Raw genomic sequence first — 22,145 nt, 5'->3', positions numbered from 1 at the left:
ATAAAGCCATACGAGTAGCCGAAAAGAAAGGAGCTGGATGGAATAAACTTCACCCCCGTATCATGCACCAGGCCCCGGATCGCCCTCCGGGGCCTGGATTGCGTCTGCGGTGAGATGCCTGAACACGCGTGGGGAAGCTGCGGGCGCGTGGTGGGGGACATTTGGTTTGGGGGCTGGGGTTTGGTAAGGTTATGCGCTTGTGTACGCGAGCATTGCTCTGCGCACCGCACGTGCCAAGGGTGCGGGTGGTGAGCTGGGATGATGCTTGACGTGTTGGAACCTCGGGTCTCCACCGGCCGCCGTGTGTTCCGCCCTCTGGCCAGCTTGCTAGCTGGAGGGAAAGCGTTGCGTGCACCATGGCTGGCAAAGTTTTAGACAGTTTAGACAAGGAGTCAGTGTGTCTACATACCACCCGAAGAGCGGTGACATTACCCGCAAGTGGTACGTCATCGACGCTACCGACGTGGTTCTGGGTCGCCTGTCTACCCACGCAGCTGATTTGCTTCGTGGCAAGGGCAAGCCTCAGTACGCACCCAACGTCGATTGTGGCGACTACGTCATCATCATCAACGCCGACAAGGTTGCAGTTTCCTCTAACAAGCGCGACCGCGAATACCGCTACCGTCACTCCGGTTACCCGGGTGGCCTGAAGAAGCTGACCCTGGGTCGCTCCCTCGAGCTTCACCCTGAGCGCGTCATCTTCGAGGCGATTGAGGGCATGATGCCGCATACTCGCCTCTCCCGCGCTTCCATCAAGAAGCTGCGTGTGTACGCCGGTGCTGAGCACCCGTACGCCGACAAGAATCCCGAGCCCTACGAGATTAAGCAGGTGGCACAGTGAGCGAAGCAACCGAGAACGTAGAAAAGGTCGAGGCACAGGTTCAGGACGAGCCGAACGTCGCCTCCGCCGAGGACATTGCTGCCGCCCAGGCCGCAACCGAGGAGTTCACCTCCACCATCGGTGATTCCATCGCTCCCGAGGCTACCGAGGGCGACGCCGAGGAGAACACCGTGTTCACCCCGGCTGAGCTGGATCGTCCGATCCAGACCGTCGGCCGCCGCAAGCGCGCCATCGTCCGCGTGACCATGGTCGCCGGCTCCGGCAAGATTTCCTGCAACGGCCGCACCCTGGAGGAGTACTTCCCCAACAAGCTTCACCAGCAGGACATCCTTTCCCCGCTCGTCCTTCTTGGGCGCGAGGGCCAGTTCGACATCAAGGCCAACCTCAACGGTGGCGGCCCCACCGGCCAGGCTGGTGCTTTCCGCCTCGCGATCGCCCGTGCTCTTAACGAGTTCAACATCAACGATCGCCCGGCTCTGAAGAAGGCTGGCTTCCTCACCCGCGATGCTCGCGCGGTGGAGCGCAAGAAGGCCGGTCTGCACAAGGCACGTCGTGCCCCGCAGTACTCCAAGCGTTAAACACACGCCTTTTCAAAATTCCGTCTGCTTTTGGCAGACGGTTTTTTGTTTCTTACGGTCTTTTTTGCTTGTCGACGCCCACCCGCCCCCGAAGTGAACGCGAGGGAACTCTCACCGTCTCATGTACACAAGCGGGAAGGGACGGCCCTCCTCGTCGCACTCGGTGCGCTTGTAGGCGGTAAAACCGTGGTGCTGATAGAACCCCACCGCCTGCGGGTTTTGCTCATTGACGGTGAGCTCCCGCACGCCGAGCTCGCGGATCCCCACCTCCATCAGCGCCGAGCCGATCCCGTGGCCGCGTGCCGAGGCGCGGACAAAGAGCATCTCCAAGCGACCGTTGTCAACCCCCATGAAGCCCACAGGCTGCCGCCTGCCGTTGGTGGGGCTAGGACCCCACGCCACCACAAGCGTCTCCACCCCGCGAACCGCCTGGGGCACGAAACCCTTAATTTCCTCGATGTCCGATTCCCCGAGGAACTCGTGCGTTGGCCGCACGGAGCTTTCCCACACGGCGAGGAGGCTGCCGACGAGTTCGTCGGTCCGGCTGGCAACAGGGACCGTGGCTACACCGGTGTGCTCGTCCGTCATCGTTAGACCTTTCTTACATCGTCGTGCTGCGAAAAGTACAGGAGACCCTTACCGCTTAGTCTCCCATACCCCGGATAGTGCAACTGTGCTGGGAACGCCGTGCTGGGCTCCGCGGCAGCTCGAGCGACGGATTCAGCGAGGGAGAGGCCGTCGACAAGCGAAAACCTCACCAGTACCGACCGTAACGGAGGAACAACCGGAGGTCCAACCTTTCGGCTGGCCTGCGCACTGAGAGACCGGAAAGCACACGTTGTACACTGTGGTTTTATGGCTCGACTTTTTGGAACTGACGGTGTTCGCGGACTGGCGAACAAAACCTTGACGGCACCGCTGGCGCTGCGCCTGGGGGCGGCAGCAGCCCACGTGCTCACCCGCGACGCGGACACGACGAAGAGGCGCCCGGTCGCTGTCGTCGGGCGTGACCCGCGCGTCTCCGGTGAGATGCTCGCCGCCGCACTTTCGGCAGGCATGGCCAGCCAGGGTGTCGACGTTCTCCGCGTGGGCATCATCCCCACTCCCGCCGTCGCGTTCCTTACCGACGACTACGACGCTGACATGGGTGTTGTCATCTCCGCCTCCCACAATCCGATGCCCGACAACGGCATCAAGTTCTTCTCCCGCGGTGGTCACAAGCTTCCCGACGCTGTGGAGGACGAGATCGAAGAGGTTATGCAAACTCTGCCCGAGTCCGGCCCCACCGGTCACTCCATTGGCAAGGTGATTGAGGAGGCCCCGGACGCCAAGGATCGCTACTTGAACCACCTGGCGGCCTGCGTGGAAGAAGATCTCTCCGGCATCACCGTCGTGGTGGACTGCGCCAACGGCGCATCGAGCAAGGTGGCGCCCGAGGCCTACAAGGCCGCCGGGGCCACCGTCATCCCCATGTACAACACGCCGGATTCCTACAACATCAACGAAAACTGCGGGTCCACCCACATCGACAAGCTGCAGGCAGCTGTGATGGAGCACGGTGCTGACCTGGGGCTCGCCCACGATGGCGACGCTGACCGTTGCCTGGCCGTGGATAAGAACGGCAATGTTGTTGACGGCGACCAGATCATGGCGATCATCGCCACCGCAATGAAGGACCGCGGCGACCTCAAGGAGGACACGCTCGTGGCCACCGTCATGAGCAACCTGGGCCTCAAGCTGGCCATGAAGGAGCACGGCATTGACCTCAAGACAACGAAGGTGGGCGACCGCTACGTGCTCGAGGAGCTGCGCGCCAGCGACCTGAGTCTCGGGGGCGAGCAGTCCGGCCATATCGTTTTCCCCGATTGGGGTACCACCGGCGACGGCCTGCTCACCGGCTTGTCTCTTATAGCGCGGATGGCGGAGACCGGCAAGCCCCTGCACGAGCTCGCCTCCATTATGCGAGTCCTGCCGCAGGTGCTGGTCAACGTGCCCGTTTCTGATAAGTCCGCGATTTCCGATGCACCCCAGGTTGTGGAGGCCATCGCCGAGGCGGAGAAGGAGCTCGGTGAGGCGGGACGCGTGCTGCTGCGCCCGTCCGGCACGGAGGAACTCTTCCGCGTCATGGTGGAGGCCCCCGATGAGGCGACGGCCCGCAAGATCGCCGGCAGGCTCGCAGCCGTTGTTGCCGACGTGTAACTAACACGGTTTTTGCCACGGGAGAAAATTTTCTTTGCGGGGAGGGAACCGAAAGCCGCCCTGGAACCGTCTAAGTAAGTAGACGGTGACCGGGCGGCTTTGTGTTTGCTGCTCCGCCTCATCGTTTGCACTTTGAACACACCACGTACGCGGTCGGCGCAGGTTCTGCGGTGGCCGAACCACACACAACAAGGGGGAAAAGGGATGCGAATTGAAACGGGAGGGGCACACAGGTCGTTGAAACGCCTGCGCGCGGAGTTAGAAGCATTGATAGAGGAGCTCCACGGCAGCGCGCCGACGGTGACATCGGACATGCTGGGGGAGGGCTTCGCCAGCCAGGCGGGCATCATCGTCCAGCAGCTGCACGCGATCCACGAGGAAAATATCCGCCGCGCGGAGGCCTTCCTTGAGGCGGTGACCCGCGCGGACGAGCAGGTCACTCAGTTTGAGCGACAGGATGAGGAGCACAGTGAGGTGCTCGCCGGAGTTGATGGGGGAGGTGAGGCGTAGTGGCTACAGCGGGCGCGTATGCCGAGGCCGCCGACACGATGACACAGGCGGCGGGTGGCTTGTGGGTGCCCAAACACTCGGCAGCCGAGGTGGAAAAACACACGAGCCGCACCCGTGGCGCGAGTTATTCTCTCTTGCGCCGTGGTGCCTCTTTCCTCCGGCCACGTAATCGGCGCAGCAAGGAGGGGCTCGGATCGTATCTGTTTGAGATGATCTTTGAGTCAGTGTTCTTTTCCATCTTCAACTTTGCAGGTAATGCGGTTGTCGGTTGGCTGGAAAAGGTGTTTCATCGCTCGAAGAAGGGAGAGAAGGACTCTGACGATGCCGGTAAGGAAGCGGAGGAGGTAGCCGATACCGCCCGCGATATTGACGAGGACACCGCCAAGGAGATCCTCCGCGTCACCACCGAAACCAACGATGCGGTGAAGAAGCTCGCCTCCACACTGTCCGGGGCGAACAGGGACGACGATCCGGAGGCCTACGACGCCTGTGTTCGTGCCGGTGGTCAGCTTATCGATGCCACCGGGGACTGCGTCATCGACCTGTGTCGCGCCCGTGATGAGTCCCTTGGCAAGTGCTACGACACCTACATTGAGAGCAATAAGAACCGCGCGGGTGCCGACGGTGTCTCCGGCGCGTGCGAGGCGCCGCAGGTCATCTGCCACACCGAGACCACCCCGGCGGCGTGTCCACCCGCGACGACCCCTCCGACTGTGGTTTCCGACGGTTGTGCGACGGCCCCAACGGCCCCGACGGCCACGACGGTTACGACCGTCCCGACGGCCCCGACGGTGACATCGGCTCCAGCGGTGACACCCGCCTCGGCGCCTACGCCGGTCCCGACGGCGACGCCGGTCCCGACGGTGACGGTGCCCCCGGCCGTCGACAAACAAGAAACCGTGACCACCCGGCCTGTTGCGGTGGAGGAACCGCGACGCGAAGAAAAGCTGGAAAAGCAATCTGTCCGTGAGGGGACGGGGACCACGGTGAAACTGACGGTCAACTGTGGCTGCGAGGGAGAGATGGACTCTCCCGATGCGGAGACGCATGAGAAGCACGGCGCTGACACCTCCCCCGAGCCAGCCGCGGATACGCACACGCACACCGAAGCTGATTCCTCCGAACCCAAGGACACCACGCCGGACTCCGGCAAGGACACTGGCACGGGTTTCGGCGCCCAGGGGATCCTCGCTGGTCTGGTGGGGCTGGGTGCAGGCATTCTGTTAGCCCAGTTCTTGCACGATAACCTCGGCGATCTACTCAATAACCTCACCCCCGACGCGGCGGAGACCCCACCCGCCTCTGAGGCAGCGCCTGCGCCTGAGCCCGTGAAGCCCGCGCCGGTAGCAGCGCCTGAACCAGCGCCTGCGCCAGAACCGGTGAAACCCGCGGCGGCGCCGAGTGTTACATCGGCCCCGCCCGTCACATCTGCCCCTGCACCTGCACCGGCCCCGAGTGTTACGTCGGCCCCGGCACCGGCGGGCCCGGCGGTGGCGACGGGAGCGCCGACGACGAGTGGGGTTGCTAGCTCGGCGCCGGCACCAACGCGGTTGGCTGGAGGGGCACGAAAGGCGGGTGCGTGGTGATGACATCGCCGTACGCGGAGATCAAGGAAAACTACCACCAACAAGTCACGGCCAGCTTGGCCACGTTTGACCAGGCCGTGCAACGCGCCAGCCGGGAACTCCAGGCCGCCAGCGAACGCCGACGGGCCAACAGTAAGCGGGTGGTGGGCCGACAACCAGCACGCCCGGCGGCCACGTCACCGCGCAGGCGCGGGCCGGTGCGCTCCGTACTGACATAAAAAAGTGGCCACGGGATGCCCCGTGGCCACAGCGGCTGCGTTCTACTTACGTCCAAACAGAGAGTTGGTGTCCACCTTCTCCACATCGGCACGGTCAGCCAACTCCTCACGCGTGAGGGCGGTGACGTTCTTTGCCTCCGCCTCAAAAGCGGAGAATGCGGAGTACTTCTTCTGCCCATCGAGCTGGTGCAGCAAGAAGCCCGTCACCAGGCCACGGACCGTCTCCTGCGCGGAGTGCTGCGGCAGGCCCAGGCCGATGAGCAGCTGGAGAAAGAACCCCTCGGCAAACCCGAGCTGGTTACCGTTATCAATCTGGCGATAGGCAACCTCGCCGCCCCAGTTATGGGCAACACGGGCGGGGTTGCCGGCGTCGATAAGCGAATTCTTACCGGAACCAATGATGAGCCCCGGAACAGTCATCCTGCGGGCAGCCTCGTAGTTCGACGGGCTCGTCACAGCCGGGTACAGGCTCGCCACGGCCTTCACCTGCGGGTTATCAAGTGCGGCGAGGATCGCGGCACCGCCACCCATGCCGTGGCCGATAAGCCCCAGCTTCTTCGGGGAGACCGTCACCTTGCCCTGCCCAAGCTTGACACCGGCGAGGATCTGGAGGGAAGTCTGCAGGTCGGCGGCCAGGCCACGGTGGTTCGGCCGGAAACCCGTCTCCGTATCGGGCGCGGCAACGGCGATACCCCAACTGGCCAGGTGGCGCAGGGTCGCGTGGTACTGCTTGAGCCCCAGCATCCAATCATGCCCAAAGGCCACGCCGGGGATACCAGAGCCCTCCGCGGGCGTGTACACCTTGCCGGGCAGGCCAGCAAAGCTCAGGTCCCCCTCGAGAACACGGTGGGGGCCACGCTTAGACAACACGGACAATTGCTTCTTCAGATTTTCAGCCACGTATTTAGGATAGTGGATAAGCCACGTGGGCGAGTGGGACCGGTGCACCCCGCGGGCCTCACCGCGCCCCGGGGACGAAGGCCTGCGCCGAAAGCGGCCCGGGGAATGTGCAGGTGACCACGGGCGTGCAATTGTTAACTCCGCTGGTCTCCGGTACATTGGCGGTTACACGGTGGTTAAACACTGTCCGGCGCAAGGCATGAAAGGTGGGCACACAAGTGGCAGGTGAGGCACGTAAAACACGTGAACGGCACACAACGGGCACGTGCGCGCTGCTCACCGCGCTCGCCGTGGGGGTAACCAGCGTCACCGTGCCGGTGTCACCCGCGTTCGCGGAGGAGACCCCCGCCGCAGCGGAGCACACCACCGCCGGCTCGTCCCAATCACAAGACCCGCTGCTTGGCTGGATGATCGACACCGCCAACCAGCTCACCGAGATGCTCACCGGCATGGCGGTGCGGCTCGGGCTGCCACAGGACGTACAGGACACGATCCGCCGGGTGATCATCGACGTGGTCGCTGTGGCGACGGGGTGGCGCGCCGTGGACAGCATCCTCAACACGCTTAATCGCCAGCAGAGCCTCGATTCACCAGCCGACGTGGTGCTCCAGCACGAGCGCGTGCTGGTGAACAAGGTGAGCGCGGAACGCGTGCGGCAGGGACTCGCCCCCGTGGAGTGGGACGATACCGTCGCCACAAGCGCACTGAGCTGGGCGAACCACCTGTCCGATTCCACCAAGGACGCCCCCGACGTGCAGCTCACCCACGACACCGGCTCCTACTACTACAACCACGCAGGTGAACTGCTCTTTGGTGGGCGTGGCTCGTGGGTAGACGCGGACCGCGCGTTCACCGATTGGATGATCAGCCCAGGCCACCGCGTGGCCCTCATGCACCCCCAGCACCGGTACGTGGGTGCAGCCATCGTGCAGCGGTACGGAAAGACTTACATCGTCCTTCGCCTCTCGCCCATCCCCGGCACGCAGGTCGGTGGCGCATAACGCAGCGCCGACACGGGGGAGAAAAAGGGGGCCCAAAAATTAACCCCACGCGGTAAATCGTGGCATAGTTTTTTAACTATGGAACTGACAACGCTCACCATTGATCTAGAGGCGATTGCGTCCAACGCGAAAGCGGTCATCGCCGCTGCTGATGGCGCGGATGTGATGGCAGTGGTGAAGGCCAACGCCTACAACCACGGCGCGCGCCGGGTGGTCCCCGTTTTGGAGCGTGCCGGCATTGCCGCGTTCGGCGTTGCGACGATCCCCGAGGCCCTCGCCGTCCGTGAGGTCACTGAGCTTCCCGTTCTCGCCTGGATCTGGCATCCGGAGCAGGATCTGCCCACCGCCGATGAGCATATTGACCTCGGTGTGGCCTCCATGGGCCAGGCGCGGGCGCTCGCGGCGGATCCCACCCCGCGTAACGTCTCTCTCGTTATCGATACCGGCCTCAACCGTTCCGGCGTGGACGAGGAGGATTGGCGGGAACTGTTCACCTTCATCGCGGGCGTGCCTCAGCTCACCGTGACGGGCGTGTTCACGCATCTGGCGTGCGCGGATGACGTGTCCAGCGAGATGACGGCAGACCAGGTGGAGACTCTCGAACGTGCCATCACGGTGGCCAAGGAATGTGGGCTCAACCCCACCCGCAACCACGCCTCCAACTCGCCGGGCGTGATGAGCAAGGCAAACCTCGGGTTCCCCATCGTCCGTCCCGGCCTCGTGCTATACGGTTACAACCCGTTCCCGGCCGACGGTACGCCCACCGCGCAGGGGCCCGTGGAGGAGCTCCGCCCGGCCATGACGTGGAGCGCCACGGTGACGGTGGTGAAGAAGATCCGGGCCGGGGAGGGAACCTCGTACGGCATGACGTGGCACGCCCCCACGGATCGCTATACCGCCATTGTTCCGGCAGGCTACGCCGATGGGCTGCCCCGGAGGATGCAGGGCAAGCTCGAGGTGGCCATCAACGGGAAACGGTACCCGCAGGTTGGTCGCGTGTGCATGGACCAGATCGTCGTCGATCTCGGCCCGGGTGAGCCGGAGGTTTCCCCCGGTGACGTGGCGTACCTTTTCGGGCCCGGTGACCACGGCGAGATGACCGTGGACGAGTGGGCCGCGGCGCTTGACACTATTAACTACGAGGTTCTGTGCAGCCCGCGTGGTCGCGTGGTGCGCACGTATAGTGGGCACGCGGACGAGAATTAGTTTTTTAAGGAAGGCTGGTAAACCACCTTCCCCGGCTGCCAAGAGAAAGAAGAGGGCGATGGGTGAACCGACAAATGACGCGGTTGTGACCGTGGATGAGCTTGCTAGCGGCGCGGATCTTCTCGGTGCCACGGTGCTGTGTGACTCGGTCGCGGAAACCCAGCAGCTGGGGGAGCTCCTCGGCGAGCTGCTCGTCGCCGGCGATGTGGTGCTGCTTCACGGCCCGCTTGGTGCCGGCAAGACTACGCTCACCGGTGGCCTCGCCCGCGGCATGGGAGTCACGGGCCGGGTGACGTCTCCCACGTTCACCATCGCCCGAGTCCATAAGCCAAAACCAACAGCTAATGGGGACCACAATCGCCCCGCACTCATTCACGTGGATGCCTACCGTCTGCAAGAGACGGGCGAGGACCCGATGGATGTGTTGGAGTCCCTCGATTTGGACTGGCAACTGCCCGATTCCGTAGTCGTTGCCGAGTGGGGTGACGGCATGATGGAGCAGCTTTCGCCCGAGTACTACTACGTGGATATTGACCGCGAGCGGGCCGTGAAAGATAACCCCGAGTCTGAGGCCCGCTACATCCGTGTGGAAAAGCGCCGCGCGACGGAGTCGGACATCCCGCGCGATTGATCGCAAGCACTAAGGTAGCGGTGCGTTACGATGTTCTGCTGGCAGAAAAGGAAAAGGTAAGAGAGGCCGTACGATGAACGTTTTGGCAATTGACACCTCCACAACGAAGCTGGTGGTCGGTGTCTGTGCGGTGGAGACCGGTGCGCCGGTTGCAACCCTGGCGGATCTCTCGGTGGAGGATTCCCGCCACCACAACGAGCTCCTCACCCCGCTGGTCATCGATGCCCTCGCCGCCGCCGGCCTGTCTTTTTCTGCTCTCGACGCGGTTGTCGTGGGCGAGGGTCCCGGCCCGTTCACCGGCTTGCGCGTGGGCATGGCCTCCGCCCAAGCTTTTGCCGACGCCCTGTCGGTTCCGGTTGTCGGTGTCATGAGCTTGGATGCGCTTGCGTGCGCACAAGTAAGTGCGCACAGTGATGGCAGCCACAGCCACGTGGTGGTAGCAACCGATGCGCGCCGCCACGAGGTGTACGTCGCCGCCTACGAAGACGGCGTGCGCGTGGCGGGCCCGGATGTGGTCAAGCCAGAAGCACTCACCGGGCCGTATGCGGAGGCGGACATCGTGTGCGCCCCACCGCAGCTCGCGGAGAACATGGCGACGGTGGGGGAGCGGACCACAGCCCAGATCACGCCCGCCAGCCTGTGCGCGGTGGCGGATTTCGAGGCGGCACCGCGCCCGCTTCGCCCGCACTACCTGCGCCGTCCCGATGCCGTCCCGCCCAAGGACAAGCCCCGGTCAAAGGCCATTCCCGATGTTGAAATTTAGCCCCGTGGTGAAGCTGCGGGGGCTCACCAACGCCGATGTCGGCAGGCTGGCGGAGCTGGAATCCCAGCTCTTTGCGGGGGAATCTCCCTGGTCGGCGTATGCGTTCCTGGAGGAGCTTGCCAGCCGTTGGACGTACTACGTGGGGGCTACGGTTGACAGCGAGCTTGTGGGCTACGCGGGGCTCGGCTACGGGCTCGGCGAGGCGGAGGTGCACACCATCGGTGTCGACCCGAAATTCCAGGGCCTTGGCATTGGAAAACTGCTGTTGGAAGACATTCTCGCCGAGGCCGATCGCCGCGGGGCGACGGTGTTCCTTGAGGTGCGGTTCGATAACGGCCCGGCGATCTCGCTGTACGAATCGCATGGTTTTGAGCGGATGGGCGTGCGGAAGAATTACTATCAACCCTCGGGCGCGGACGCGATCACGATGCGCCGGGAAGCGAAGGAAAGGTAACCAGTGCTAGTTCTAGGTGTGGAAAGTTCCTGCGACGAGACGGGCGTGGGCATCGTCGAGCTGTCCGAGGACGGTGAGCTCGCCATCCGGGCCGATGCGGTGGCTAGTTCCATGAACGAGCACGCCCGTTTCGGTGGTGTCGTGCCGGAGATCGCCTCCCGCGCGCACCTCGAATCCATGAGCCCGGTCATGCACCAGGCGCTGGAGGAGGCGGGCATTTCCCGGCCCGATGCCGTCGCCGCCACGGTGGGCCCGGGGCTTGCCGGGCCGCTGCTCATTGGTGCCTCCGCCGCCAAGGCCTACGCTGCCGCCTGGGGCGTCCCGTTCTATGGGGTCAACCACCTCGCCGGTCACGTCGCCGTCGCGAACCTCGAGGGTGCGCCCCTCCCGCACGCCGTTGCCCTTCTGGTGTCCGGTGGTCACACCCAGCTCCTTGAGGTGGAGAAGGTTGGTCTGCCCATGAAGGAGCTCGGTTCCACGCTTGACGACGCCGCCGGCGAGGCTTACGACAAGGTCGCACGGCTCCTCGGCCTCGGCTATCCCGGTGGGCCGGTGATCGACACGTTGGCCCACCGTGGCAACCCCGAGGCGATCCGCTTCCCGCGTGGGCTTATGAAGCCGAAGGATTCCCGCCACGATTTCTCCTTCTCCGGGCTGAAAACGTCGGTGGCCCGCTACGTGGAGGCTGCCGAGCGAGAGGACCGCGTCATCTCCGTGGAGGATGTGTGCGCCTCGTTCCAAGAGGCAGTGGCCGATGTGCTCACTTTTAAGGCGGTGCGTGCGTGTGAGGATGTGGACGCCAGCGTGCTGCTCCTCGGCGGGGGAGTGGCCGCCAACTCGCGCCTGCGGGAGCTCGCCGCCGAGCGCTGCGCCGAGGCCGGTATCGAGTTGCGTGTCCCGCGGTTCAAGCTGTGCACTGACAACGGTGTGATGATCGCGGCGGTTGCCGCGCAGCGTATTTATGAGGGAGCTCAGCCGTCTCCTCTCAGTATTGGGACGGATTCGAGTCTCGATGTAGAAATTCCTCAGGTTATGGAATAGCCCCCGTGTGGGGGTGATGGGGAATTTTATTTTCGAATCCCCGTTGTCGCATTTCGGGCCGTGGTGGTGTCGTTTTCCTGGTAAAACGCACCACTTTTTCCTTAGATTGTTGAGCAATGTAGCCCAGATGCAACTTAAGTATGAGGGTAAGGCAACCTGAGTGGTACTTAAGGGTGACTAGACAAAACCTTGGAAAAGGGTAAGAATAGCTCCATTGAGACTTAGTCTCCTCGATTGCTGGCATCGCTAGCCGCCACTGATCGTGGGAACTTTCTCGACAGGAATTTTCAGGACCAAATTTTCCGGAGGAAAAATGAACAACACCCGTTTTGCTTCGGGTCGGATGCCAGGGCGCATCTCCCGAGCAATGAGCGGCATCGGAGCAACCGACTTCGTACGTCGTTTCTCCCGCTCCGCAACAGCGATCGTCGTTTCCACCGCTATGGCCGCAACGGGTGTCGTTGCGGTTCAGGCTTCAGCGCCGGTGGCAGCAGTTGCGCAGGCACAGGACCGTGGCAATGTCCCGGTCGATACCCCCATTAAGAACGCCATTCACTCTCCGGGGCACGCCTGGGGCGATAAGTACACCGTCAACGGCGATATTTACGTCGATAAAGATGGAATTCTCCGCCGTTACAATGACGACGACGAGAAGCTCAACGGCATCAAGGTGTACGCCTACTGGATCGACGAGGACGGCACCGTCTCGCCCACCTACTACGATGTCTCCCGTGAGCTGACCAATTCCAATACCCAGAAGGGTCGCTACTCCATCTACCTCAAGCCGTTCACGGACGCGCAGGGCATTTCTCACACCTTCGATGCCAACGCGCGTGAGAAGCTTGTCGTCTTCACCTCCCGCGATGAGCTGGACGTTGACGGCAAGCATTACACGGTGGCCTACCAAGAGTCTTACCCGGTGGGAACTTCCACGTTCCGCAACCTGGCCTCGTGGAACTCCGCCGAGAAGCACGTGATCAACTGGATGATCGCCCTGCACGAGTACCCCAACCAGGATGATCTGTCCTGGCTGCAAAAGCCGAAGGACCAATGGCAGGAAGCCCCCAAGCCTGAGGGCAGCGGCTACGTTGAGGGCCTTATCTGGTGGAACACGTGGGACGCTGCAGGCGGCACAGACTCACAAGGTATGTCCGACGGGCCTGCTGGCGATATGCGTGCCAAGAACGTCACCGTCGTGGGCTCCTACGTCAACGATGAGGTCACGCTCCTCTTTGACGCGTGGAAGGAGAAACACAAGAACGCGCCGGTTGAGGAATTCCGCGCCGCACAGAAGCAGATCGTTGCAGATTACGAGAAAATCCACGGCGCGGGTTCTGCCATTGCCGAGACCGTGGTGACCAAGACGGACAAAGACGGCAACTACAAGCTGCAGTTCCGTGGCATCTACGGTGATCGCGCCAGCTATAAGGGCATTGTCACCGGTGACCGGCACCATCAGCTCGCCGAGTACGGCGCAGGTTCTTGGGCTCTTGGCGGTGTGAACTCCAAGCACATCAACCAGCAGTACATGTACGTTTACCCGGTCATCGGTGACCTGGAGACGGGCGTATTGTCTGCCAACGTGAACATGGGTTCGTGGCAGACCCCGATGTTTGATGGTGTTGGCACTGGCCGTGGCACCGACGTGGTTAACCGTTCCGATGGCGCCCACTTCATTTTGCAGGCCCGTTCCAACACGTTCGATGTCACCCCGTACAACGTGACAACCAACCCCGCCACGGTGGGCGATACTGCCACGGTGCGGGCGACGGACCTCATCCCGGATTACCAGTACAAGGTCGTGTGGACCGACTCCGCCGGTAACGAGGTGGCTAAGTGCGATGTGGCCTCCGATAACCTGGGCAACATTCCGGCCAATACTTGCCCGCTGACGGTTCCGGATACCATCGGTTCCGCTGAGACCTACACCGCCAGCCTCTACGCCGGTCGCACGCTGGTACAGGCCGACTCGTTCCTCGCCACCCGCAACGACCAGGCCAACCCTTATGGCTCCGTGGGTGATCCCTACACCGGCCACTACAAGCAGGAAGCTGCCGATGGCCGCACGATGGAGTACGAGGCCGAGGGCCTCCCCGAGGGCCTGAGCATCGACCCGAAGACGGGCGAGATCACCGGTACCCCGACCAAGGTTGGCACCACTGTTGCCACGATCAAGGCCAAGCAGATGAAGGGCAGCAAGGTCGAGCAGACCTTCCCCAAGGAGATCCCCTTCACTATCACCGATACGCCACTGCCGAATGGCAAGTCGCGCGTGCCGTATACCCACAAGCTCGAAACCGATGGCCTTCCCGAGGGCGCTGAGATCTCCAACTACATCGTCAACGGGGCCGAAGGTCTGACCGTCAACGAGAAGGGCGAGCTCACCGGTCTCCCGGCGGCCGCCGGCGAGTACGACGTGGTCGTCCGCTACACCGTCAAGGATGGCGAAAAGACGTTCACCCACCAGGACCGCGTCACGTTCGTCGTCGATCCGTCCCAGGCTACTGAGACGAACGCCGAGTACCCCAAGGTTGTTGTTCAGCAGGGCACCACCGAGACCGCTAAGGCGAATAAGAACTTCCCGGCTGGAACGACCTTCAAGCTCGCCGAGGGCACCCCGGATTGGGTCTCCGTCGACGAGAACGGCGTTGTCACCTACAAGCCGGGCCCGGATGAGAAGGTAGGCGAGCGACTCTTCAACGTCACCGCTTCCTTCCCGGATGGTTCCACCCGCGATTACCGCCTGCCGGTCGAGGTCACCCCGTCCGACGTTCGCACCTACGAGCCGGAATACGGCACTGTCGAGGTGCAGCAGGGCAAGACCGGCACCATCGACGCTCCTGTCGACGCCGCCACCAAGGAAGCACTGCCCAAGGGCACAACCTTCAAGAAGGTGTCCGGTGAGGATTGGATCACCGTTGATCCTGCCACCGGTGTCATCACCGCCACAGTTCCCGCTGACCAGAAGGTGAAGGATTACCCGGTGAAGGTCGAGGTCACCTACCCCGACAAGTCCACCGAGGAAGCCAAGGCAACCGTCACGGTCCTCGATTCCTTTGTCAACCAGTTCGACCCGACCTACAAGGATATGAAGGTCAAGGCTGGTGAGACGGCGTACGGCGAGCTCCCCAAGGATTCCTCCACCGACGCTACCTACGAGCTTGTCGATGCCCTCCCGTGGGCCACCGTTGACAAGGATTCCGGTCAGGTTGTGGCTAAGCCCGGAACCGATGTCGAGGCCAAGGACTACGACCAGAAGGTGAAGGTCACCTACCCGGATGGGTCCTCCGAGATCACCACTCAGAAGATCACCGTGACCGCCAATGACGCGAACTCCATCGATCTCGCCTACGGCGATGAGGTTTCCGTACGCCAGACCAAGTCCGCTACGGTCCCAGCCCCGAAGGTCACCAAGGGCAAGCTTCCTCAGGGCAGCGTGTTCACCCTGGACAAATCGGCTGACTGGATCTCTATCAACTCTTCTACCGGTGAGATCACCGTGAAGCCCGGTACGGATGTTGCGGCTCAGTCCTACGACATTCCGGTTACGGTCACCTACCCGGATCAGACCACCGATGCCCTGACCGCAAAGGTCAAGGTCACTGAGGCTGATTCCACCACGTACGCCAACCCCGTGTACGAGCCGATCCAGGTCAATCCTGGCGAGGAGAAGACGGTTCCGGCACCCACGAGTGACGGCAAGCCGCTGCCGAAGGGCTCCACGTTCGTTAAGGAAGGCACCTTCCCAGAGTGGGCCACGGTGAACAAGGACGGCTCCATCACCGTCAAGCCTGGCAAGGATGTTGCTAAGGGCTCCTACCCGGTCAAGGTGAACATCACGTACCCGGATGGCACCACCGGCACTGCTACCGCCACCATCCAGGTTGGCGATACCCGCGCAGCCGCCCTCAACCCGGAGTACACGCCGGTCACGGTCGCTCAGGGGGACAAGGCGAAGATTGCAAAGCCGATCGACGAGCCGGCCGCCTACGCTGCAGCTGAAACCCTGCCGGAGTGGGTCACCCTCAACGCCGATGGCTCCATCGACGTTGCCCCGACCTACGAGACGGCAGCAACCGACTACACGTTCCCCATCAAGGTGACCTACACCGCCGATGGGTCCAACGAGATCGTCAACGCAAAGGTGACGGTCACCTCCGCTGATAGGTCCACCTACCAGCCGGTGTACCAAAACCAGTCCGTGCCGCAGGGCAAGATGGCGACCTTCCCGGCCCCGAAGGATGCTTCCGGCAAGGAGCTTCCTGCAGGCACCAAGTTCGCAGAGAAGTTTGACTCTGACGCGGTAACCGTTGACCCGGATACCGGCGAGCTGACCTACAAGTCCGGCAAGGACGAGGCCCTAGGCGAGAAGACCATCACCGTGACGGTCACTTACCCGGACGGCACCAGTGAGGACATCACCGCAACCGTGACAGTCACCGAGGGCGACAATGACGGCGACGGTATCCCCGACAAGTACGATCCTGATGCTGATGGCGACGGTGTGAACAACGCCGATGAGATCGCAGCTGGCCTTGATCCACTCGATCCTTACTCCGGTGGCTACACCGATAAGGACGGCAACAAGATCAAGGACGGCGAAGGCGACAAGGACGGCGATGGCAAGACCAACGCCCAGGAATCCGATGTTCCTGCTGGCCGCGTGCCGGATGCCAATAACGACGGACTCGGCGACACCGTCATCACCGACCACAACAACAACAAGATCGCCGACCTCATCGAGAGCGATCTCGATGGTGACGGCATCCCGGATTCTGAGGATCCCGATGTCGATGGCGATGGCGTGAACAACGACGACGAAAAGGCCGCGGGCCTCGACCCGCGCAACCCGAAGTCGGATGGCGTCCACAACGATGGTGAGCGTGACGAAGACGGCGACGGCAAGACCAACGCCGAAGAGTCTGATGTTCCGGACGGACCGGTCAAGCCCGGCAAGGACGGCATGGGCAACCCTGGCATCACCGACCATAACAACAACAACAAGGCCGACCTTATCGATAACGATCTCGATGGCGACGGCATTGAGGATAGTGTCGACCCCGACGTTGATGGCGATGGTGTCAACAACGACGACGAAATCGCCGCGGGCCTCAACCCGCGCGACCCGTACTCCGGTGGCTACACCGATAAGAACGGCAACAAGATCAAGGACGGCGAAGGCGACAAGGACGGCGACAGCAAGACCAACGCCGAAGAGTCTGACGTTCCGGACGGCCCGGTCGAAGCCGGTAAGGACGGAATGGGTCACCCTGGTATCACCGACCGTAACAACAACAAGGTCGCTGACCTCATCGAGAGCGATCTCGACGGTGATGGAATTCCGGACAATGTCGATCCCGATATCGATGGCGATGGCGTGAACAACGACGACGAAATCGCCGCAGGTCTCGACCCGCGCAACCCGATTTCCGACGGCATCACCAACGATGGCCACCGCGACAACGATGGCGACGGTCTCCTCAACAAGGACGAATCTGAGGTCCCGGAGGGTCCGGTTGCACCTGGCGAAGACGGCATGGGCCACCCCGGCATTACCGATAAGAACGGTAACGGTAAGGCTGACCTCATCGACGCCAACATTGCGGCGACCAGCCAGGTAACCTACCCCGGTCTCGCTCCTAACCAGGGTGCGTCGCTCACGTCGAAGCCGTACCTGGATCTCAAGGCCACGGACGCAATCGAGCGCAACGCCATTCCGGCTGGCTCTACCTTCGAGGTTGACCAGGCTGGTGTTCCGCAGGGCTGGACCGCCGAGCTCGTCGATCCTGCAACCGGTGCCGTGAAGGTCACCGTACCGGAGGACGCCGTGACTGGTATTGCTCGGGAAATCCCGGTGAACGTCACGTTCCCGGATGGCTCCAAGCAGGTGGCCAAGGTAGCAGTCACGCCGACGGTTGCCTCCATCTCTAAGGAGACCACGTTCTCCATCCAGCGTTGCTTCGAGGACAACGATGACTGGTACACCAACCCGCTGCTCTACCTCATCCCGCTGGGTATCATCGGTCTGCTCACCCAGATCGAGCTGCCCCTCCCGGAGAGTGTCAAGCAGCAGCTGGATGCGCTGCGCCCGGCTAACCCCGGTGAGCAGCCGCAGTTCATCAAGGACCTCAACGCCCAGTTCGCTAACTCGGGCATCAAGGTCAACGCCGGCGGTATCCTCACCATCCTCGGCCTGACCGCTGCGGCCGGCTTGGTTGGTGCTTACTACCTGTCCAAGTGCACCTCCGGCAAGGGCTGGGACTTCAGCGCCATCAAGACCGACGAGACCGGCAACATCTTCTCCTCCGACGGCAACAAGACCCCGACGGGTGAGAAGACCACCGAGCTCGACCAGAATGGCAAGCCGAAGACCGACGGCACCGCTAACCGTGCTGCCAGCGATGCCGAGACTGAGGCTCAGGAGGACACGGAGTACGCGGAGGAATCCGAATACACCGAGGAAACCGACACAACTGAATCCGAGTAATAAATAGGGAGGCGCGCCACACGGCGTGCCTCCCTCACCTCACGGTGGTGAACTGGTCCCACCACCGCATGGCGCCACCTCCGGGTGGCGCTTTTTATTTCACTAGAGCCTTGTATAAGGCCTCAAAATTCGTCCGCAGCTCCCGGTAGTACTCGGCGTTCGCCTCAGTGGGACAGATGCGCTCCCCAAACGGCGGCTCGGCGCGATCGACACCCGGGGCGATGATGTCTAGAGCGATGAGTGCAGTGCCACGCAGCGTCGCCCGCTTCATGGCTAGGGGCACCACGTCGCAGCGCAGCGTGTCCGCGAGAATGTGGAGCCACGCCGGGTGGTCGGTGGTCACCCGCCCCGAGGCGATCACCCGTTCGGGCTGGGCGCCGGCTTCATCCAGCTCATCGTAGATGCGCCCGTAGGACACCGCGATGCCTTCGATGATGCCCCGCCACAGCCCCAGGGGTGTGGTGTCGTCGGTGATTCCCACCAGCGATGCCTTCGCTCCCGATGCCCACCCGGTCGCCCGTTCCCCGGAGAAGAACGGCAGCACCTCGGGCGCGTGCTCCGAGGGGGCACCCGCCAGGGCTTCCTCAATCTCCTCGTGGGGGAGCGCTACAACGGTGCGTTCCAGCCAGCTGATCGCGCGACCCACATCGTTGAGCGCCCCGCCGAGGATGACCTGGTCGCTCGAGACGCGATAACACCACAGCCCCTCGGGGATGTGCTCGGGTGCCTGGGGCAGCAAGACGCGCATGGCTCCCGACGTCGCCGCCGCCACCGCGATGGTGGAGGCATCGGTGGCTCCCGGGCCGACGTTGGATGGCCAGCCGTCGGGAATCCCATGGAACCATGGGATGGATTCGAGGGCGGGCCATGGTAGGCCGGTGGGGAAGGCTGGTTCGGTGGGCAGGCGCAGCGGCGCGATCATGGATTCCGGTACGCCACAGGCAGTCAGAACCTCGGTATCGAGGGCACCCGTGTGCGCGTTGACGATGCCGCTCCACGCACCCGTGGACGTGGCGAGCCCCTCCACGCCCGCGAGCTTGAGGTACACGTATTCGCCGATCGTCATCACCTTGTCGGTCTGTGACCACAGTTCAGGGTACTGGTCCTTGGCCCACAGGAACCGGGCAGGATGATAGGAGGTGTGGGCACGCACGCCGGTGCGCTGGTGGTAGGCGGAGGCGTCGATAAGCCCCTCGAGCTGGGCCACGTAGGGCGCGCACCGGGAATCGGCGTACGTCGCGCATGGGGTGAGGGCATTGCCCTCGGCGTCGACGAGGAGGAAGCTCGAGGCGAACGAGTCAAAGCACACGGCACTGATCCGCAGGTCCTTGTCCGCCGCGAAGTCCACGATCCCGTCCACAATCTGCCGGCACTCCTCGGCCATCTGGTCTGCATCGATGGTGCTTTCGCCGTCGTGGCCGGTGGTGAACTCGTGGGCGATGCGCTGTTTGGAGCCTTTCACCGGGCACCCGGTTGCGTCGTACAGCCCGCCGCGGGAGGCCGTCGAGCCCACATCCATGGCGAGAACAAACGGTGCGGTGGCATCCTTCAGCTTGATCGACATTGTGGGGATCATAGGGGAGAGCCTTCCTACTAGGCGATCGGACTTAAACACCAGTTTATGTAAGGAGGGGTACGCACGGGGGAGAAAAACGGCCCCTGGGGTTAACCCAGGGTTAAATGATGGTGACGGTTTGCTGTCATGTACTGCGCTTTCCTCGGCGCGCTAATACTGTAGATGCGTGGCACTGTCACGTTGTGCCATTCGGGATCAAACCAACTGAGCAGGAGCACACCATGACACGTGGATACCTTGTAAAACCGGACCTTTCAGCCAGGGCAATCGAATTCGATATCGATGAGGCCGCATCGTATATCGGCGGCAACGTGGATGACCGCGTGGCGGTGGCGTTCCAGCAGCGCGACAACGCCACGCTCGCCGCGCTGCACCTGAGCCACGAGGAGGGCGACGGGGTGGAGCCCAACCCCGTCGCCTCCATGGCCAAGAATGAGGCCGCAACCGGTAACTCCGCGTTCCTCACCGACCCCACCAACGCCGTTGTCGGCCCGGTCATCTTCGTCGGGCAGGAGGGGGAGGATATTTCCTTCGACCAGATCGCGCTCGTTGATGACGGTATCCGCGCCGTGAAGAACTACATGGAGGACGAGCCGGAGGATTACGCCCTGTGGCGCGCCGCCGCGCTGAACCTTCCCGCGGCCGAGTAGCTGCCCGTTTGCGGGCAAAGTGTTCGCTGGCGGGGCAGTGTGGGGAATATCATAGCGGTCTGTGACTAATAAATTCCGCCAACTTCCACCACCCGGTCCAGCGTGGGGCGGAAGCCTGATGGGCACGTCCATTGTTGCCCGCCTGCTCGTTGAAGAGCACCTTCATTTCCTTGCCAGCATTTTCGCCGTCATTGCGTGCGCTATCCTCGTCGAGCTCACTGTAGGCTTTGCGCGCTACCGTGAGCCGAGCTTCAGGCGCACCACTATGGCGGAATGGTCCATGTACTTTATTGGCATCCTCGCACTCGGTGCTGCACTGTCTGGGCTTACCGGCAACAGTCTTTTCCGGCTCATCGGATTTTGGATCGGTGGGCCCGTAACCGTGATCACGTGGGGGATTCAGCTCACGCGTTTCCATGGCGATCCCAAGTTCACGTGGGGTTTGCCGCTTGTGGGGCCGATGATCTCCGCGTCGGTCGCCGGTTGGCTCGCTCGCGACTACGGCAGCACGTACCACGTCATGGGCACGGTGTTGTTCTGTATGTCCCTGTTTACTGCTGTTCCCACGTTTGCCGGTGTGTATTGGGCTGCGTGGCACGGCAAGGTGGATTTCATGGGTGCCAAGTCTGCCACGGCGTGGGTGCCGCTTGGCGTCGTTGGCCAGTCGACCACCGCAATGCAGATTCTTTACCCCGGTCCTTTTTCCATCCTGTATGGGCGGGTTGCCCTCGTCATCGCCATCCCCCTGGCGATCTACGCTATGACAATCTTCTACCCCAATGCGGCCCGGTGGGTTGCCTACTCACCTGCGTGGTGGTCATGCACGTTCCCGCCGGGAACCGTCAGCATGGGTGGCCACCAGGTCGCGCTCGTCAGCGGTTCGCATTGGCTCGACGTGGTGGCGCTCAGCATCCCCGTGGTGCTCATCGCCCACTGGGGATTATGTGCCAGCCGGTTTATTAGCTGGGTTACAGACCGAGGGCGGCCTGAATCGCGGGTGTTAGACCCATCGCGCTGACGAGTGCTGCGATGCCGCCGAGGAGCGCACCGACGGCGGCAATCGAGAAGCCAGCGGTGACGCCGGGGTTCTCGGAGAGCTTTGAGGAACCGAGGACGTCTGCGACGACGACCCGCAGTGCACCGTCGTTAACGTTCACCATGCCGGGTGCACCAACGAGGGCGTTGACCCCATCCTTTTCGATGCCCTTGAAGGCACCCTCGTGAATGTTGGCGTTTTCGATGCCGTTGGCCTTGATGCCGTCTTTTTCGATGCCCTTAATGGCGCCTTCTGCGACGGTTGCGTTCTCGATTCCATTGACCTTGACGGCGTCCTTTTCTACGCCGACAACCTTGTTGTTAGATACAGCATCTTTCTGTACGCCCGTGATCGGATTGTCGTGGATATCTGCAATGGCGGCGGAGGCGGGCAGTGCCTGGAGTGCCAGACCAAGAGCGAGAACGGGGGCGAGGGTGCAGGTGATCTTCTTCATTGTGGAAACCTTTC

Annotated in this window: 19 protein-coding genes; 15 read left to right on the top strand and 4 right to left on the bottom strand. The window is 62.6% G+C overall.

Annotated elements, in window-relative coordinates; genetic code table 11:
* The first annotated feature begins 397 nt into the window (after positions 1 to 397).
* Both rplM and rpsI read left to right on the top strand, forming a co-directional pair.
* A complete protein-coding gene (rplM, locus tag HMPREF1219_RS10525) occupies positions 398 to 841 on the top strand; it encodes a 50S ribosomal protein L13 (protein WP_016458918.1) in 444 nt (147 codons plus the stop codon).
* Positions 838 to 1,419: a 30S ribosomal protein S9 gene (gene rpsI, locus HMPREF1219_RS10520; RefSeq protein WP_016458917.1), complete on the top strand. Its 582-nt coding sequence runs from the start codon at positions 838 to 840 to the stop codon at positions 1,417 to 1,419. The genes rplM and rpsI overlap by 4 nt, the downstream gene beginning before the upstream one ends.
* A 111-nt stretch (positions 1,420 to 1,530) precedes the next feature.
* On the opposite strand, the gene HMPREF1219_RS10515 is transcribed toward rpsI, so the two are convergent.
* The gene (locus HMPREF1219_RS10515; protein ID WP_016458916.1) at positions 1,531 to 2,007 is read right to left on the bottom strand and encodes a GNAT family N-acetyltransferase; all 477 of its coding nucleotides are present in this window, start codon (positions 2,005 to 2,007) and stop codon (positions 1,531 to 1,533) included.
* A 267-nt stretch (positions 2,008 to 2,274) separates the two neighbouring features.
* Here HMPREF1219_RS10515 and glmM point away from each other — a divergent pair, with 267 nt between their 5' ends.
* The 4 genes from glmM to HMPREF1219_RS10495 all read left to right on the top strand — a co-directional run bounded on the left by glmM (position 2,275) and on the right by HMPREF1219_RS10495 (position 5,932).
* Complete coding sequence (gene glmM / locus HMPREF1219_RS10510) at positions 2,275 to 3,618, top strand: phosphoglucosamine mutase (protein ID WP_016458915.1); 1,344 nt, start codon at positions 2,275 to 2,277, stop codon at positions 3,616 to 3,618.
* Between the two features lie 204 nt (positions 3,619 to 3,822).
* Positions 3,823 to 4,128, top strand: a complete 306-nt coding sequence (locus HMPREF1219_RS10505) for a hypothetical protein (RefSeq protein WP_016458914.1) — start codon at positions 3,823 to 3,825, stop codon at positions 4,126 to 4,128.
* The gene (locus HMPREF1219_RS10500) at positions 4,128 to 5,714 is read left to right on the top strand and encodes a hypothetical protein (protein WP_016458913.1); all 1,587 of its coding nucleotides are present in this window, start codon (positions 4,128 to 4,130) and stop codon (positions 5,712 to 5,714) included. Before HMPREF1219_RS10505 ends, HMPREF1219_RS10500 begins: the two co-directional genes overlap by 1 nt.
* The gene (locus HMPREF1219_RS10495; RefSeq protein ID WP_016458912.1) at positions 5,714 to 5,932 is read left to right on the top strand and encodes a hypothetical protein; all 219 of its coding nucleotides are present in this window, start codon (positions 5,714 to 5,716) and stop codon (positions 5,930 to 5,932) included. The genes HMPREF1219_RS10500 and HMPREF1219_RS10495 overlap by 1 nt, the downstream gene beginning before the upstream one ends.
* 42 nt (positions 5,933 to 5,974) lie before the next feature.
* On the opposite strand, the gene HMPREF1219_RS10490 is transcribed toward HMPREF1219_RS10495, so the two are convergent.
* Positions 5,975 to 6,832: a dienelactone hydrolase family protein gene (locus tag HMPREF1219_RS10490; protein WP_040427830.1), complete on the bottom strand. Its 858-nt coding sequence runs from the start codon at positions 6,830 to 6,832 to the stop codon at positions 5,975 to 5,977.
* 218 nt (positions 6,833 to 7,050) lie between these two features.
* Here HMPREF1219_RS10490 and HMPREF1219_RS10485 point away from each other — a divergent pair, with 218 nt between their 5' ends.
* The 7 genes from HMPREF1219_RS10485 to HMPREF1219_RS10455 all read left to right on the top strand — a co-directional run bounded on the left by HMPREF1219_RS10485 (position 7,051) and on the right by HMPREF1219_RS10455 (position 18,415).
* Positions 7,051 to 7,833, top strand: a complete 783-nt coding sequence (locus tag HMPREF1219_RS10485; RefSeq protein ID WP_016458910.1) for a CAP domain-containing protein — start codon at positions 7,051 to 7,053, stop codon at positions 7,831 to 7,833.
* 78 nt (positions 7,834 to 7,911) lie between these two features.
* The gene (gene alr, locus HMPREF1219_RS10480) at positions 7,912 to 9,039 is read left to right on the top strand and encodes an alanine racemase (protein WP_016458909.1); all 1,128 of its coding nucleotides are present in this window, start codon (positions 7,912 to 7,914) and stop codon (positions 9,037 to 9,039) included.
* A gap of 58 nt (positions 9,040 to 9,097) precedes the next feature.
* Positions 9,098 to 9,670 (top strand): tRNA (adenosine(37)-N6)-threonylcarbamoyltransferase complex ATPase subunit type 1 TsaE, encoded by a 573-nt coding sequence (gene tsaE / locus HMPREF1219_RS10475; RefSeq protein WP_016458908.1) that lies wholly within the window; start codon positions 9,098 to 9,100, stop codon positions 9,668 to 9,670.
* A 73-nt stretch (positions 9,671 to 9,743) separates the two neighbouring features.
* A complete protein-coding gene (tsaB, locus tag HMPREF1219_RS10470; RefSeq protein ID WP_016458907.1) occupies positions 9,744 to 10,433 on the top strand; it encodes a tRNA (adenosine(37)-N6)-threonylcarbamoyltransferase complex dimerization subunit type 1 TsaB in 690 nt (229 codons plus the stop codon).
* Positions 10,420 to 10,887 carry a ribosomal protein S18-alanine N-acetyltransferase gene (gene rimI / locus HMPREF1219_RS10465; protein ID WP_016458906.1) on the top strand — a complete coding sequence of 156 codons (468 nt, stop codon included), beginning with the start codon at positions 10,420 to 10,422 and terminating at the stop codon, positions 10,885 to 10,887. Before tsaB ends, rimI begins: the two co-directional genes overlap by 14 nt.
* A gap of 3 nt (positions 10,888 to 10,890) precedes the next feature.
* Positions 10,891 to 11,928 (top strand): tRNA (adenosine(37)-N6)-threonylcarbamoyltransferase complex transferase subunit TsaD, encoded by a 1,038-nt coding sequence (tsaD, locus tag HMPREF1219_RS10460; protein WP_016458905.1) that lies wholly within the window; start codon positions 10,891 to 10,893, stop codon positions 11,926 to 11,928.
* 367 nt (positions 11,929 to 12,295) lie between these two features.
* Positions 12,296 to 18,415 carry a Rib/alpha-like domain-containing protein gene (locus tag HMPREF1219_RS10455; protein ID WP_040427829.1) on the top strand — a complete coding sequence of 2,040 codons (6,120 nt, stop codon included), beginning with the start codon at positions 12,296 to 12,298 and terminating at the stop codon, positions 18,413 to 18,415.
* A 94-nt stretch (positions 18,416 to 18,509) separates the two neighbouring features.
* Here HMPREF1219_RS10455 and HMPREF1219_RS10450 read toward each other — a convergent pair whose 3' ends face one another.
* Positions 18,510 to 19,979, bottom strand: coding sequence for a gluconokinase (locus HMPREF1219_RS10450; protein ID WP_156823301.1), 1,470 nt, complete (start codon positions 19,977 to 19,979; stop codon positions 18,510 to 18,512).
* A 233-nt stretch (positions 19,980 to 20,212) separates the two neighbouring features.
* On the opposite strand from HMPREF1219_RS10450, the gene HMPREF1219_RS10445 reads away from it, so the two are divergent.
* Both HMPREF1219_RS10445 and HMPREF1219_RS10440 read left to right on the top strand, forming a co-directional pair.
* On the top strand, positions 20,213 to 20,641 hold the full coding sequence (locus tag HMPREF1219_RS10445) for a hypothetical protein (RefSeq protein ID WP_016458902.1): 429 nt from the start codon (positions 20,213 to 20,215) through the stop codon (positions 20,639 to 20,641).
* Between the two features lie 61 nt (positions 20,642 to 20,702).
* Positions 20,703 to 21,659, top strand: coding sequence for a TDT family transporter (locus HMPREF1219_RS10440; protein ID WP_084594783.1), 957 nt, complete (start codon positions 20,703 to 20,705; stop codon positions 21,657 to 21,659).
* Here the strand turns inward: HMPREF1219_RS10440 and HMPREF1219_RS10435 are convergent.
* On the bottom strand, positions 21,610 to 22,131 hold the full coding sequence (locus tag HMPREF1219_RS10435; protein WP_016458900.1) for a hypothetical protein: 522 nt from the start codon (positions 22,129 to 22,131) through the stop codon (positions 21,610 to 21,612). The two genes, HMPREF1219_RS10440 and HMPREF1219_RS10435, sit on opposite strands and share 50 nt — an antisense overlap.
* Between the last annotated feature and the right edge of the window lie 14 nt (positions 22,132 to 22,145).

This window comes from Corynebacterium pyruviciproducens ATCC BAA-1742 (genome assembly GCF_000411375.1).
GTDB lineage: Bacteria > Actinomycetota > Actinomycetes > Mycobacteriales > Mycobacteriaceae > Corynebacterium > Corynebacterium pyruviciproducens.
Note: the sequence above shows the minus strand (reverse complement) of the source record. Positions and strands in the feature narration are given on the sequence as shown.

Coding starts and splice junctions, on each gene's coding strand:
- HMPREF1219_RS10515 (WP_016458916.1), bottom strand. CDS start 2,007: ATGACGGACGAGCACACCGGTGTAGCCACGGTCCCTGTTGCCAGCCGG.
- glmM (WP_016458915.1), top strand. CDS start 2,275: ATGGCTCGACTTTTTGGAACTGACGGTGTTCGCGGACTGGCGAACAAA.
- HMPREF1219_RS10505 (WP_016458914.1), top strand. CDS start 3,823: ATGCGAATTGAAACGGGAGGGGCACACAGGTCGTTGAAACGCCTGCGC.
- HMPREF1219_RS10495 (WP_016458912.1), top strand. CDS start 5,714: ATGACATCGCCGTACGCGGAGATCAAGGAAAACTACCACCAACAAGTC.
- alr (WP_016458909.1), top strand. CDS start 7,912: ATGGAACTGACAACGCTCACCATTGATCTAGAGGCGATTGCGTCCAAC.
- tsaE (WP_016458908.1), top strand. CDS start 9,098: ATGGGTGAACCGACAAATGACGCGGTTGTGACCGTGGATGAGCTTGCT.
- tsaB (WP_016458907.1), top strand. CDS start 9,744: ATGAACGTTTTGGCAATTGACACCTCCACAACGAAGCTGGTGGTCGGT.
- rimI (WP_016458906.1), top strand. CDS start 10,420: ATGTTGAAATTTAGCCCCGTGGTGAAGCTGCGGGGGCTCACCAACGCC.
- HMPREF1219_RS10455 (WP_040427829.1), top strand. CDS start 12,296: ATGAGCGGCATCGGAGCAACCGACTTCGTACGTCGTTTCTCCCGCTCC.
- HMPREF1219_RS10450 (WP_156823301.1), bottom strand. CDS start 19,979: ATGTCGATCAAGCTGAAGGATGCCACCGCACCGTTTGTTCTCGCCATG.
- HMPREF1219_RS10445 (WP_016458902.1), top strand. CDS start 20,213: ATGACACGTGGATACCTTGTAAAACCGGACCTTTCAGCCAGGGCAATC.
- HMPREF1219_RS10435 (WP_016458900.1), bottom strand. CDS start 22,131: ATGAAGAAGATCACCTGCACCCTCGCCCCCGTTCTCGCTCTTGGTCTG.